This is a genomic window from Peribacillus sp. FSL R5-0717 (assembly GCF_038002945.1).
Classification (GTDB): domain Bacteria; phylum Bacillota; class Bacilli; order Bacillales; family DSM-1321; genus Peribacillus; species Peribacillus frigoritolerans.
Genome location: NZ_JBBOOF010000001.1, coordinates 80,285 through 93,261, shown reverse-complemented (window position 1 = coordinate 93,261; position 12,977 = coordinate 80,285). Strand labels below are relative to the sequence as shown.

The 12,977-nt window shown below is 38.5% G+C and carries 11 protein-coding genes and 1 pseudogene; 7 read left to right on the top strand and 5 right to left on the bottom strand.

The features are described from left to right. The first annotated feature begins 104 nt into the window (after positions 1-104). The 3 genes and pseudogenes from NYE65_RS00445 to NYE65_RS00435 form a co-directional block, all read left to right on the top strand. A complete protein-coding gene (locus NYE65_RS00445; protein ID WP_328176973.1) occupies positions 105-1,568 on the top strand; it encodes a glycoside hydrolase family 68 protein in 1,464 nt (487 codons plus the stop codon). Positions 1,569-1,674: 106 nt separating this feature from the next. After that, on the top strand, positions 1,675-3,213 hold the full coding sequence (locus NYE65_RS00440) for a glycoside hydrolase family 32 protein (RefSeq protein WP_340862067.1): 1,539 nt from the start codon (positions 1,675-1,677) through the stop codon (positions 3,211-3,213). A 433-nt stretch (positions 3,214-3,646) separates the two neighbouring features. Further along, positions 3,647-3,885: pseudogene (locus NYE65_RS00435) on the top strand (SPFH domain-containing protein); the annotation flags it as partial. A 457-nt stretch (positions 3,886-4,342) separates the two neighbouring features. Here the strand turns inward: NYE65_RS00435 and NYE65_RS00430 are convergent. Beyond that, a complete protein-coding gene (locus tag NYE65_RS00430) occupies positions 4,343-4,615 on the bottom strand; it encodes a hypothetical protein (RefSeq protein ID WP_034307327.1) in 273 nt (90 codons plus the stop codon). 198 nt (positions 4,616-4,813) lie between these two features. Beyond that, on the bottom strand, positions 4,814-6,433 hold the full coding sequence (locus tag NYE65_RS00425) for an ABC-F family ATP-binding cassette domain-containing protein (RefSeq protein WP_034307325.1): 1,620 nt from the start codon (positions 6,431-6,433) through the stop codon (positions 4,814-4,816). Between the two features lie 448 nt (positions 6,434-6,881). Here NYE65_RS00425 and NYE65_RS00420 point away from each other — a divergent pair, with 448 nt between their 5' ends. Then, the gene (locus NYE65_RS00420; RefSeq protein WP_328176976.1) at positions 6,882-7,172 is read left to right on the top strand and encodes an RDD family protein; all 291 of its coding nucleotides are present in this window, start codon (positions 6,882-6,884) and stop codon (positions 7,170-7,172) included. 194 nt (positions 7,173-7,366) lie between these two features. Here NYE65_RS00420 and NYE65_RS00415 read toward each other — a convergent pair whose 3' ends face one another. Further along, the gene (locus NYE65_RS00415; RefSeq protein WP_057277417.1) at positions 7,367-7,606 is read right to left on the bottom strand and encodes a hypothetical protein; all 240 of its coding nucleotides are present in this window, start codon (positions 7,604-7,606) and stop codon (positions 7,367-7,369) included. Between the two features lie 348 nt (positions 7,607-7,954). Here NYE65_RS00415 and NYE65_RS00410 point away from each other — a divergent pair, with 348 nt between their 5' ends. Continuing rightward, the gene (locus NYE65_RS00410; RefSeq protein ID WP_340859512.1) at positions 7,955-10,213 is read left to right on the top strand and encodes a HelD family protein; all 2,259 of its coding nucleotides are present in this window, start codon (positions 7,955-7,957) and stop codon (positions 10,211-10,213) included. Positions 10,214-10,253: 40 nt separating this feature from the next. On the opposite strand, the gene NYE65_RS00405 is transcribed toward NYE65_RS00410, so the two are convergent. After that, positions 10,254-10,775 carry a GNAT family N-acetyltransferase gene (locus tag NYE65_RS00405; protein ID WP_340859511.1) on the bottom strand — a complete coding sequence of 174 codons (522 nt, stop codon included), beginning with the start codon at positions 10,773-10,775 and terminating at the stop codon, positions 10,254-10,256. 141 nt (positions 10,776-10,916) lie between these two features. Between NYE65_RS00405 and NYE65_RS00400 the strand changes: the two genes are divergently transcribed. Together NYE65_RS00400 and NYE65_RS00395 are read left to right on the top strand one after the other, a co-directional pair. Then, on the top strand, positions 10,917-11,108 hold the full coding sequence (locus NYE65_RS00400; protein ID WP_034307314.1) for a hypothetical protein: 192 nt from the start codon (positions 10,917-10,919) through the stop codon (positions 11,106-11,108). A 78-nt stretch (positions 11,109-11,186) separates the two neighbouring features. Beyond that, positions 11,187-11,600, top strand: a complete 414-nt coding sequence (locus NYE65_RS00395) for a hypothetical protein (RefSeq protein ID WP_340859510.1) — start codon at positions 11,187-11,189, stop codon at positions 11,598-11,600. Between the two features lie 93 nt (positions 11,601-11,693). Here NYE65_RS00395 and NYE65_RS00390 read toward each other — a convergent pair whose 3' ends face one another. Further along, positions 11,694-12,884, bottom strand: a complete 1,191-nt coding sequence (locus NYE65_RS00390; RefSeq protein WP_340859509.1) for an alanyl-tRNA editing protein — start codon at positions 12,882-12,884, stop codon at positions 11,694-11,696. Positions 12,885-12,977 lie beyond the last annotated feature (93 nt).

Genomic DNA, 12,977 nt, shown 5'->3' with positions numbered 1-12,977 from the left:
CAATATACGACTAAATTCCAATCAATATGTGGCATACCTCTCTTTTCAGGAATCGCCTATAATTCTATTGTACTAGCAAACACATAAAACGAGGAGGAAGATTTATGAACTTTAGCAGGCTTGCCAAACAGGCAACAGCAGGAATACTCAGTACTGGCATTCTATTAAGCGGTACTGTCACCCAATCATTTGCAGCTCCAAAGGATCTGGCGGATTACAAAGAAACGTACGATACTTCACAAATCACTCGATCAGCTATGAAAGATATGATTAATCAGCACGGTGATACTAGATATGCCGTTCCTAGGTTTGACGAATCCACAATTAAAAACATCCCTTCTGCCAAAAAAGTAACGGAATCAGGCGAAACCATTGATTTAGATGTGTGGGATACATGGCCATTGCAAAACGCTGATGGAACTGTTGCAGAGTACAAAGGATATCATATCGTTTTTGGATTAGCAGGCGATCCTAAAAACGCGAGTGATACGTTCATCTACATATTCTACAAGAAAGTGGGCGACAACTCCCTTGATGCTTGGAAAAATGCTGGAAGAGTATTTGATGACAATGATAAAAACGTTCCAAATGATCCTTACCTAAAAGAGCAAGCCGAAGAGTGGTCAGGTTCTGCAACCTTCACTGAGGACGGGGAAGTTCGCTTATTCTATACAAACCGTGAACCGTATAAACCTGAGTCAGGGAATTATGGGAAACAAACCTTGACAACCGCTCAAGTAAACCTTTCAGAGCCAGATTCTGAAACATTAAAAGTGGATGGTGTTGAGGATTACAAATCCATCTATGAAGGCAAAGACAGCAAGTACTACCAAACTGTAGATAAATTTGTAGAGGACGGAAATTCCGCTGATAATCATACCTTCAGAGACCCTCACTATGTAGAAGACAACGGCCGCAAATACCTTGTTTTTGAAGCAAATACGGGTACAGAATATGGCTACCAAGGCGAAGAATCGCTATACAATAGAGCTTATTATGGCAACAGCAATAAATTCTTCCAGGGTGAGAAAAACAAACTTATGCAAAGCCCTAAAAAAGAGTTAGCTGAACTTGCAAACGGTGCAATTGGAATTATTGAAGTAAACGACGATTATACATTGAAAAAAGAAATGAAGCCATTGATTGTTTCAAATACGGTCACAGATGAAATCGAACGTCCAAACATCTTTAAAAAGGACGGCAAGTGGTATTTATTTACAAGTTCAAGAGGATCAAAAATGACCATTGATGGAATCGATAATCAAGATATTTACATGTTAGGCTACACGTCAAATTCCTTAACTGGCCCATATAAACCATTAAATAAAACGGGCATCGTCCTGCATCAGGATCTAGATCCATATGACATCACTTGGAACTATGCACACTATGCGATCCCGCAGGCTGGCAGTGATAATGTTGTAGTGACAAGCTACATGACAAACAGAGGTTATTTTGAAGACAATAAATCTACCTTTGCCCCAAGCTTCCAGCTTAACATTAAAGGGAAACAAACATCGGTAGTAAAAGACAGTATTCTTGAACAAGGCCAGATTACGGTTAAGTAGTTACCCAATGAAAAGAAAAAGAAAATGTCAGGAAAACTTGGCATTTTCTTTTTTCTATTTTAAAAGAGAAAAGTGGTGAGTTTAAGTGAACAAAAAGAAATATAAGATGGCAGGATTATTCTTTCTTGGATTATGGATGGTTATTTGCACAGGAATTTTGATTCATTCATTTTATAAAACAAAAGAAGCTAATCCGCCAAATAAGGTAGAAAAGCACTCATACCGGGCTGCCTATCATTTTACTTCTCCTGATCATTGGAAAAACGATCCACAGAAGCCCCTTTACTATGAAGGAAATTATCATTATTTTTACCTTTATAATGGAGATTACCCGGATGGCAATGGTACAGAATGGCGACATGCCACCTCTAAAGATTTGATTCACTGGAAGGATGAAGGAATTTCCATTCCAAAATATACGAATCAAAATGGGGATCCATGGACAGGGTCAGTCGTGTTTGACAAGGAAAATACAGCTGGGTTTGGAAAAGGGGCTTTTGTGGCGATCGTAACACAACCATCTAAGGATGGCCAGAAACAAGAACAATTTCTATGGTACAGTACGGACAAAGGAAATACGTTTACCTCTTACAGTGACGAGCCTATTATGAAAAATCCAGGAACGAAGGATTTTAGAGATCCAAAAATCATCTGGGATAACACGAATCAAAAATGGGTCATGACCATGGCCGAAGGATCGAAAATAGGTTTTTATGAGTCTTATAACCTGAAAGATTGGCGCTATACGAGCAGTTTTTCCACTAAGAACATTGGAGTTTTAGAGTGCCCTGACCTTTACCAGATCCGCGCTGATGACGGGACAGTAAAGTGGGTGCTGGGCGTCAGTGCAAACGGAAAAGCAGCAGGGAAACCCAACACCTATGCATACTGGACAGGAACGTTTGATGGAACGGAATTTCTTCCAGATAACAATGAACCGCAATGGCTAGATTACGGTTTCGATTGGTATGGCGGAGTAACGTTTGAAGATGGCAAGGCAAGTGACAAATTAGACAAACGCTATGCCCTCGCTTGGATGAATAACTGGGCCTACGCCAACAATACGCCGACATTAAAAGAAGGGTTTAACGGAATGGATTCGATCGTCCGTCAAATTGAACTAAAGCGTGAAAGCGAGAATAAGTATTATCTTTCTTCACAGCCTTCAGAAGCATTAAAAGAATTGACAAGCTCAACGAATTCTTTTAATAAAATCGAAGTGGATGGCTCGGAAACACTTGATTTTAAAGGAGATGCCTATCAAATAGAGGCGGATCTCTCATGGTCGGATTTTAAGAATGCAGGATTTAGGCTCAGGGAGTCAGATGATCAAAAACGCCACGTTGACGTAGGCATCTCTGCAGAAGGAAATTACTCTTATGTCAATCGGGTATTCACAGATCAACCTGACGAAACGAATCAGTTGGTTGAAAGTACTGCACCATTTGATGTCAGTAAGAAGAAGGTTCATTTAAAGATTCTCGTCGATAAAACGAGTATTGAAGTTTTTGTGGATGATGGAAAGGTTGCTTATTCAAACTTAATATTCCCTCATGCCGAAGATAAGGGAATTACTCTCTTCTCCGAGGGCGGCAAAGCGATCTTTAAGAATATGAAGGTTACACATTTTGATCCGATTAATTGAATCTCATCTTGGCAGATACCTTTCATATGAGTACACATACATTCTTTTATAAGAAATAACTCTTCAAATATGAAAATTTACTAAAAGGGACCCCACCAACATTTCGACAAAAACATACGTTAAGCAATTTCGACATAGAAAAAGCTCGATTTCTATAAACTAAGACTGTCTTATATGTACTGAAACTTATCTTTGTCATATTAACTGATCATAGATAAATGTATGAGTTTTTGAACATAAACAGATGAGGAAAATCTTCATAAATCCTTCAGCTAAAATGTGTTAAGAAACTTAGGTTTTCTGAATAGAACTTAGTTCTTAACACCTTACGGAAAAGATACAATTTTAGGTTTTATTTCTTCCAGAAACACTTGGGTTTAATGGATACTCATATACCATATAATTTCTCCCGTAATACAACCCTGTGACAAGGAGGGGCATCTTCGGTTCGCTGACAGTCGAGGAAATTTATAAAAACCATGGAAAGTTTGTAAAGGGGGTAGCCTCGCAGGACTTAGCTAAAATGGGACTCATTATCGTATCCTTCAATTAAAGATGTTGGGGTAAAAATGAATATCTTGAATCGCTCGGAAAGCCAAGGATTACGCAGGTGAAGAGGGAGGCCGATATAGCTACCGTCGATGCAGGAAAAAATCGCGAATCAAGCGAGCCTAAGCGAACATGAATATGGCAGCAAGCAAGGAAGAATAACAGGGGGAAATTTAAGGGGCACTTACCCCAGTATGTAGACAAAGTGGGTTCGGAAGTCAACATCCAAATGTATAGGCAAAAAACTGTAGGTCCAATCATATAGACAAGGGAGCTACGGTTTGTAGACTACTACTATCTAAAAGTTAAACCAAAGTTGATTGGAGAGAAAGGCGCGAGACTCCTGCGGGAAAAACGCGTCCAGGGGAGACCCCGCAGGCGCAAAGGCGCCGAGGAGGCTTCCCGGACCGCCCGCGGAAAGCGAGTGCCTGGAGCGGAATTCAACATCTAAATCGTACAACCAAAAAAAAACTGTAGGCAAACTCAATTTTAATCAAGTTTGCCTATATTCTCAGGTAAGGGACGATTATACTCTTACCTTTTTTTGAATAGTTTTGGCAGTTTATCTGGTCTTTTATACTTAACAAATATGTTCGTCATACTCGGTTTTCAAGTAATTCATCATCCTTTGTTTTTGGTGGGAATAATGAAAGCAATTAAAGTAGTAGGAAAAGTCGTCAAAAAAGAGAGGGTTTTTATCATCGAAGCCATAAGAATTTAAAAAATCCGAGATTACTTTTTCTTGTTCCACTACATCGAACAATCCGGATATATAAAAATGATAACTGAATTTATCATATAAAAAAAGGTATCCTGTATCATCAAAAATATTTTTCACTGTATGACCATCCAATTCTAACTCACTCCTTCCTTACCAATATACCTTTTTATCCATGAAATTATTCAGTGCTCATCTTTCAGGGATTATTATTATATTTATTGCAGCGTGTTTTTTATGCCTTCTATACATTAAAGGTATGGAATAAATGCAGGCAGAAGGAATAGCGAACGAAAAAAGCACATCCAATAAGGATGTGCTTTCATAAAAATATTATTTGTACATTTCAGCGACTTGTTTTTGCAATTCGCCATTTTCAAGGTACTCATCATAACTCATTTGCTTATCGACTGTACCTTTTGGAGTAAGTTCAATGATCCGGTTCGCAATAGTTTGGATGAACTGATGATCATGAGAAGAGAAGATCATAGATCCTTTAAAGCTGATTAAACCGTTGTTTAATGCCGTAATCGACTCTAAGTCCAGATGGTTGGTAGGTTCATCAAGCATCAGGACGTTCGAACCGCTTAACATCATTTTGGAAAGCATACAGCGGACTTTCTCGCCCCCTGAAAGTACACTTGCCTTTTTCGTGACTTCATCGCCAGAGAATAACATCCTGCCCAAGAAACCGCGCAGGAAGCTTTCACTCTGGTCATTAGGTGAATATTGACGGAGCCAATCGACAAGATTTAAATCGACACCTTCAAAGAATTCAGCATTATCCTTAGGGAAGTATGCCTGAGAGGTCGTAACGCCCCATTTGAATGAGCCGCCATCCGGTTCAATTTCACCTGCCAAGATTTTGAACATTGTTGTTTTAGCAATCTCATCTTTACCGACAAATGCAATTTTGTCGCCTTTATTCATCGTGAAGCTGACATTATCCAATATTTTTACGCCATCAATCGTTTTCGAGATTCCATCTACACGAAGCAGGTCGTTCCCGATTTCACGTTCAGGAGTAAAGCCGACATATGGATAGCGGCGTGAAGAAGGCTCGATGTCATCCAAGCTGATTTTATCCAATAATTTCTTACGGGATGTCGCCTGGCTCGATTTGGATGCATTGGCACTGAAACGCGCGATGAAATTTTGAAGCTCTTTGATTTTTTCTTCTTTTTTCTTATTGGCATCTTGAGTCAGTTTAAGGGCAAGCTGGCTTGATTCATACCAGAAGTCATAGTTACCGATATAAACTTTGATTTTACCGAAATCAAGATCCGCGATATGTGTACAAACTTTGTTAAGGAAGTAACGGTCATGGGAAACTACGATAACAGTGTTTTCAAAGTTTATTAGGAATTCTTCCAGCCATTTGATCGCTTTTAAGTCCAAGTGGTTGGTAGGCTCATCCAGTAAAAGAACATCCGGTTTACCGAATAGTGCCTGGGCAAGCAATACTTTAACTTTGTCGCCACCGTTCAATTCAGCCATTTTCTTCGTATGCAGGTCTTCTGTAATCCCAAGGCCTTTTAAGAGGATTGAAGCTTCGGGTTCAGCTTCCCATCCGTTTAATTCGGCAAATTCCCCTTCAAGCTCGGCCGCTTTCATTCCGTCTTCGTCGGTGAAGTTTTCCTTCATATAGATGGCATCTTTTTCTTGCATGACTTCATATAATCTTTCGTGTCCCATAATGACGACTTTAAGGACTTCTTCCTCTTCATAAGCGAAGTGATCCTGCTTTAGTACGGCAAGGCGTTCGCCTGGCCCCATATGGACATCACCGGATTGTGCTTCAATTTCACCTGAAAGGATTTTTAAGAAAGTGGATTTACCGGCACCATTCGCACCAATCAGGCCATAGCAGTTACCAGGAGTGAATTTTATATTAACATCTTCAAACAGTTTACGATCGCCATAACGTAAACCAACATTATTTACTGTAATCATTTATTTACATTCCTCCAAAATACTTTTGTTTCAACGTGTTCAACACTTTGTTTCATTAGTTTTACGCTGATTCATACAAACAGCAGTTTACGATCTTGTATGTTTTAAACTGTGCATCATTTAAATTGTATCTTATTTCTTAGGAAAATTAAAGGCAGATTAGTAAAAACAAACGTTTATAAGCAAAAATTACACAAAGATTTAATTTTGTTTATAAATTGCAACCTATAAATGTAAGTACTATTTTTTTATTGAATATGATTATGGGTATAAAGTCTCGTTACGCAACAACTTTATAATTGGTAATATAGGCAACTGTAACTGAACAATGGGAGGAACATATATGAGTGATTCAGTAGGTTTTTGGAAACTTCTTTTTGCAGGTGTTTTATAATAGTATCAGCACCATTAGCGATAATTTTCGGGGTGATTACCGGTGATTGGGAAAATGAAAATTTTTCAACTCTTTTTAACTTTCTTTACATGGTTGATTGTCCCGATACTATGGTATGGCTATACAGTTGGTAAAAGGATTATAGGAATACGCATAGTAAGGATGGACGGCAAAAAATTAGGCATAGGCACTATGCTATTGAGGTATTTAGTTGCTGCTTTGGTATATGCCATTACATTAGGGATAGGGTTTATTGTCAGTGCATTCATGGTTGGCATAGGGAAAGACCATAGATCGATACATGATTTCATAGCAGGTACATACGTGACATCAAATGAACCATGAATAACGGATAAGCAGTTTAATAGCTGCTTTTTTTTTTGCGAAAATACAGATTCAAACCGATATGATTTTTTAAATATGGAGGAAATTTTGCCGAATACTTTATTGTACGGTATTTAGGTATAAATATTACATTGGAAACCACGATAGAATATCCAGTGGCAGTTAGGAAGCTAAAGAGCACTTAACCTTAATGGTCAAGTGCTTTTGTTATTCAAAACCTCTTTATTTTGATTGATGATGATTTTATTTCTTAAAATCATTTCTTTATTATTAAGTCCAACATTAAGTTCTTTGGTATCATTCACTTTTTCCAGCAGTGAAATTACGGATATTTCCAGTAATTCAGAAATAGGCATTTGTGTTTTGGATGATAAGATTTCAAGTTCATGGATTAATTTAGGGGATAGCATTGGTTGTTTTTGATTTATTTCCATGACAGGACCCGCTTTCTTAAAAAAGTTATGTAATTGTCATTTAAGTATATAATGTCATTTTCCGATAAAACATTAAAGTTGCGTTATTTATGTTAAGAGTTGATGACAATTACAGAAGAAAGGCATAACCATGAAGGTCTCAGCATAAGTCAACATACCAAAGCTAAATCCAATCTGGAATATATCGTGTATTCTTCGAGTTATATGAAATATCAGGGAAGGTACATTACAACTATATAATTCTATGTCTCCAGATTTGTCAACCATTGGCTTTTCTGATAGTATAAATGTCCATTTCGTCTTAGCATCGGCATTTTAATAAGTTTGATCAATATACAAGGAAGGGGAGTGACTTCATTGGGTAATCACCCTGATTTTGAACAGGAACGACAGCGGCTGGATTTTACAAAACGTTATATCGATGTAGTCATCAAAACATCAGAAACAAGCAAAGATCAATTCCAGCGGAATATGCAAGAAGCCTTTGGCGATGCCGATTGGTCTGAATCAGCGTTATATTCACAGCTGCTGACGACGGCCAACTTTTTTGAGATGTCCAAGACCGAACTTGAAAGTTTACGCAAAGCAAGTAAAAAACCTTACTTTGCAAGAGTGGATTTTGAAAGGAATGATGGGGAGAGAGGCGAAGTCCTTTATTTCGGAAAAGCATCTCTTTATCAGAGGGAAAGCCAGGAACAGATCATCGTCGATTGGCGTTCACCGATTGCAAATCTGTATTATGAGGGACGGATTGGTGAAATAGAATATGAAGCGGAAGGAGAGACATTCAGCGGGAACATCACTTTAAAAAGACAGCTAATGATAGAAGAAGGTGTCTTGGAGGAGATAAGGGACATTGATTTGACAACAACGGATGAATTGTTGCAGGAATCCCTTTCCAAGAGTTCCAGCAATCGATTGACGGATATCATCACCACGATCCAGGAAGAACAGAATAGAATCATTCGGGCAGATTTGAATAAACCTATCATTGTCCAGGGCGCAGCGGGCAGCGGTAAAACCACAATCGCTTTACATAGGATCTCTTATTTCATTTACCACTATAAAGACTTGTTCGATCCGCGACAATTAATGATTCTTGCTCCGAGCCGGGTATTCATTGATTACATATCTGAAGCTTTACCTGAATTGGGTGTCGAAAAGGTAAAACAATTCACGTTTTCCGAATATGTTCAGGCAGCGATAGGAAAGCAAGTGAAGCTTATAGCGGATGATAAATTAACGCGATTGCTGGAAAAAGATGATGAAGAAATTAATTCAGCCGTCTGGATATCAGGTCTGAAAGGATCCCCTGCCTTTAAATATATATTGGACGAATATATAAAGGATATTTTCAGTGGGTTTCATCCGGATGCTGATTTTTATTGTGATAAATATCGCCTCTATTCCGCTAAGAAGTTCATTAGATTATTGGAAGAGGATTATTGGTATTTACCGTTATACAGCAGGCTGGACAAACTGAAGGCCATTTTACAAAATGAAGTGAAATTAAAAAAGAAAACAATGCTTGAACGTGTTGTTGATCTTTATGATGCCAAAATCGAGAAGGCGCTCTATAAGAATATCGATCCAGTCATACGCAAGGAATTTGTTACAAAATGCCTCGATAAAAAAGAGGAAAGGATAGGACAGATCCAAAAAGCGATCCGTTCTTCTGTAAAAGCGTATTTTAAGCAATTCAAAAGAAAAGATCTCCTGGAGTACTATCAGGAATTATACCAAGATCCAGAGCGCCTCGCCTCATACAGCAACGGTAAGCTTACTGTTGAAGATGCCAGGGTTTTATGTGAGTACAATCATAAATTATTTTCTGCTAATAGTTATGAGATGGAGGACTTAGGAGCACTATTATATCTTCAGGAGCGGCTTTTCGGTGTCGATAAAGAAAACAAAGCAAAAAATGTTGTCATTGATGAGGCACAGGATTATAGCTTCATGCAGTTACAGGCCCTAAAGACGGCAGTGGATACCGATATGTTCACACTTGTAGGCGACCTTGCACAAGGCATCCATTCATACCGCGGACTTCAAACATGGGAAGAGGTTCACAGTCGTATTTTCCCTCGGGCGACGTATACTGAATTACAAAAAAGCTACAGAACAACTGTTGAAATTATGAAACAAGCTAATGAAATACTTCAGTTGTTAACATACGATTTCCCGGAAGTTGAACCCGTGGTCCGGCATGGCAAGGATCCAGAATTCATTTACATTGAAAAGGAAGGTTGGGAAGAAGAACTGATCGAGCTGATCGCAACCCTTAAAGGAGAAGGTTTTAAAACGTTTGCCGTTATTGCAAAAACGATGAAAGATTGCAAGCTGGCAAATGAGAAACTAAGTGAATTCCATCAAGGCTTTCATTTAATAGATGAAGCGGGAAACATCCCTAAAGATAAAACATTGATTGTTCCTTCCTATCAAGCCAAAGGTCTCGAATTCGATGTCGTATTTGCAATATCCCTCGAAGAAGCGTATTGCCACGAAAATGAACTTGATATCAAATTGCTGTACGTAACAATGACAAGGCCATTGCACAGGCTATATTTTTTAGGTAAAGAGAAAAATGCTTTCCTTATTGAGACATGAAAGGGGGAGGGTGGAATGCCACCACCTCCTCGTGAAATGCTCATAGATGGAAAAGGATATCCTGAATATCTTCCCATCCGAAACCGACTTCGATAAGCTCGACGCCTGCCATTTTAACGGTTTTTTCAGCTATCACGTGACCTCCAAGTGCTTTGTAAAAACTGCATGATGGGTTATCCTTTAATGCCCAGATTATTAAATTCTTATGTTCCATTTTCATAAGCTCATGTATGACCGCTTTTATCATTTTTCGTCCAAGTCCCTGTTGTTGATATTCTTTTAAAAAATAAATGGCATATACTTCACCTTGAAAATGCGGATCATTCGTTTGTTCTGGTCCCCCGGCAGCGAAACCGATGATTTCCCCATTGGCGTTTTCCGCAACAAAGGTAGCATTATGCAGCATTTTTAAATTCCTTAGCCAGTTTTTCTTTTTGGCTTCAAGATTCATGGAAGACAAATATTGATCCGGAAGGATTCCTTTATAAGTTGTTTTCCAGCTGTTTATATGTACAATTGCTATTCCATCTACATCTTCTTCTATGGCTTTCCTTATCTTCATAAAAAACACCTTCAGATTTTCATATTTCCCCTTAGAATATCATGGAAAAAGTGAATAAGCATTTTATTTATGTTTATAACTGCTTGAGAAAGGATAAGAAATAAAAGAGTGATCAACCAGATGAAGGGAAGGATGAGAAAGATGAAATTGAAAGTTGGTTTTTATTTTCCGGGCGGCAAAGAACTAGAGCATGAGGTTGAAGGCGATGATTCAACTCAAATGATTTCAAATATTCAAAAGCACCGTTATTATAATTTAGTTAAAGGCGATTGCCATTATGTCGTAGATACGGAAAAAGCAGCATATTTTTCTGTAACCGAAATATTGGATTGAGAATGAACCGCATTGGACTTTTATTCCATTGCGGTTTATTCTTTTTGTTGTAAGGAAACCGGAAAAGGAGTATCGTCAATGAAAATCAATTTTACCAAGAAACAGTATGAAACATTATTCAAAATGGTTCAGTACGGATATTGGGTTGCTTCCGATACTGAAGATAATAAAGAATTCAGTGAAATGGAACAGTATATCAATTCCTTTGCGAAAGATTTCGGCATGGAAGGAGTACAGTTTATAAAGGATTACGAAATGTATGATCTGAGCAGGGAATTGGAGGATCAACTTCATACAGTCATAAATGAGTATGAGGATGGAGTGTTCAGGGATAAGCTTGCCTACCATTTGGCTAGGAAAGAGTTCGCCTTGGAGTCGGAAAACCATGAATACAATCAGGAGGAAGCGTTTAAACGTATCATGGAGCTCGAGGAAAAATATCACTTTCATATTGAAGAACACGGGTTAGGGAAATTGAAAATAGAAGAATAAAAAGAGAGAGGACGTAATCTGTCCTCTCTTTTCTGATTTTGAGAAGTAATGATTTCCATGATCATCACGTATGCCATCCATTACGGATCGGTTTTATGCACGAGGATTTTGACCTAATTTTTCAACTGAGTATTGATAAAATGCAATTAAGTCATTTTGTGATGCAAAGCCTGCTTGTGCAGTACGTCCGTTCCCTCCGCCTTTTCCATTATAGGAGCCCAGTTCCGCTTTGAAATATTGTCCGCAATTAAAGGGACTGTCCCCGCTGTGCGAGAGGATGACCTTTTGCTCCTTACGTGATGCAAATAATACGGTAACCTTTTCTTTTTTGACAATCGTACCTGCAAGGTAAAGCAGTTCTTTCATTGAGCTATCTTCGAAAATATGAGAGATGAATCCCCCTCCATTTTCTGCAAGCAGGGAGTCAGCAAGAAAATTTGCATTTTCAAGTTTTAAGTTTTCATTTGCCGATAGCAGCTGCTTATAGTCATTTTCAAGTTTCTCCACCTTATTCAGGATCTCTGTACGTCCGGTATTGAATTTAGTCGATAATGCAGAAAGAATTCCTAGACTTTCGGAATAATCATTCAATGCCCTGAAGCCGCACTTAAAATAGAGACGGGTAAGCTCTTTCTGCTTCTCCGCTTTGAAAATTTTTATTAACCCAATCTCACCAGTACGCTCTACATGAGTTCCACCGCAAGGGTTATATTCAATTCCTACTATCTCAACAATACGGATATTTTCAGACACTTTAGGCATTTTGACGACAGGAAGTGTCTGTAGTTGCTCGTTTGTCACGTAATAGATAAGTAATTCGCGATTCTCGATGATATATTGATTAACTAGCTTTTCAGCAGCAGCCGTATGTACCTCAGTCCATTGAAATCTTGCCATTATATCGATCGTTAAATATTCCTTTCCAAGGTGAAAGCTGACCGTATTAGAGTCAAACAGTTCCCTGCAGACAGCAGAGAGTAGATGCTGGCCGCTATGCTGTTGCATATGATCGAAGCGGCGGGGCCAATCAAGTTCACAGTGGACGATCTCTGAATCTGGCCGTCTCTCCATCTTATGAAGAATTTTTCCATCATTGTCTTTTATAACGTCAAGAACGGTGATTCCTTCTATTTTACCAGTATCTGCTGGCTGACCGCCGCCTTCGGGATAAAAAGCGGTTTCTTCAAGAGTGATATAGTAAAAGCCATTTTCTATAATGGTCTCCCGAATTTCGGTATCCCATTGGGAGGTCTTGGTGGACGTGTAATATAATTTTTTTGTCATGAATGATTTCTTTTTCCTTTCAGTTGATCATTAAATTATATCACCGAAATACTAGAGTTTAAAATCGCGGGTTTTAGAAGATTAGTCAGGGAT

Bases quoted from the DNA above. Each gene is read 5' to 3' on its own strand.
- NYE65_RS00445 (WP_328176973.1), top strand. From the start codon at position 105: ATGAACTTTAGCAGGCTTGCCAAACAGGCAACAGCAGGAATACTCAGT.
- NYE65_RS00440 (WP_340862067.1), top strand. From the start codon at position 1,675: ATGGCAGGATTATTCTTTCTTGGATTATGGATGGTTATTTGCACAGGA.
- NYE65_RS00425 (WP_034307325.1), bottom strand. From the start codon at position 6,433: ATGATTACAGTAAATAATGTTGGTTTACGTTATGGCGATCGTAAACTG.
- NYE65_RS00420 (WP_328176976.1), top strand. From the start codon at position 6,882: ATGAAAATTTTTCAACTCTTTTTAACTTTCTTTACATGGTTGATTGTC.
- NYE65_RS00415 (WP_057277417.1), bottom strand. From the start codon at position 7,606: ATGGAAATAAATCAAAAACAACCAATGCTATCCCCTAAATTAATCCAT.
- NYE65_RS00405 (WP_340859511.1), bottom strand. From the start codon at position 10,775: ATGAAGATAAGGAAAGCCATAGAAGAAGATGTAGATGGAATAGCAATT.
- NYE65_RS00400 (WP_034307314.1), top strand. From the start codon at position 10,917: ATGAAATTGAAAGTTGGTTTTTATTTTCCGGGCGGCAAAGAACTAGAG.
- NYE65_RS00395 (WP_340859510.1), top strand. From the start codon at position 11,187: ATGAAAATCAATTTTACCAAGAAACAGTATGAAACATTATTCAAAATG.
- NYE65_RS00390 (WP_340859509.1), bottom strand. From the start codon at position 12,884: ATGACAAAAAAATTATATTACACGTCCACCAAGACCTCCCAATGGGAT.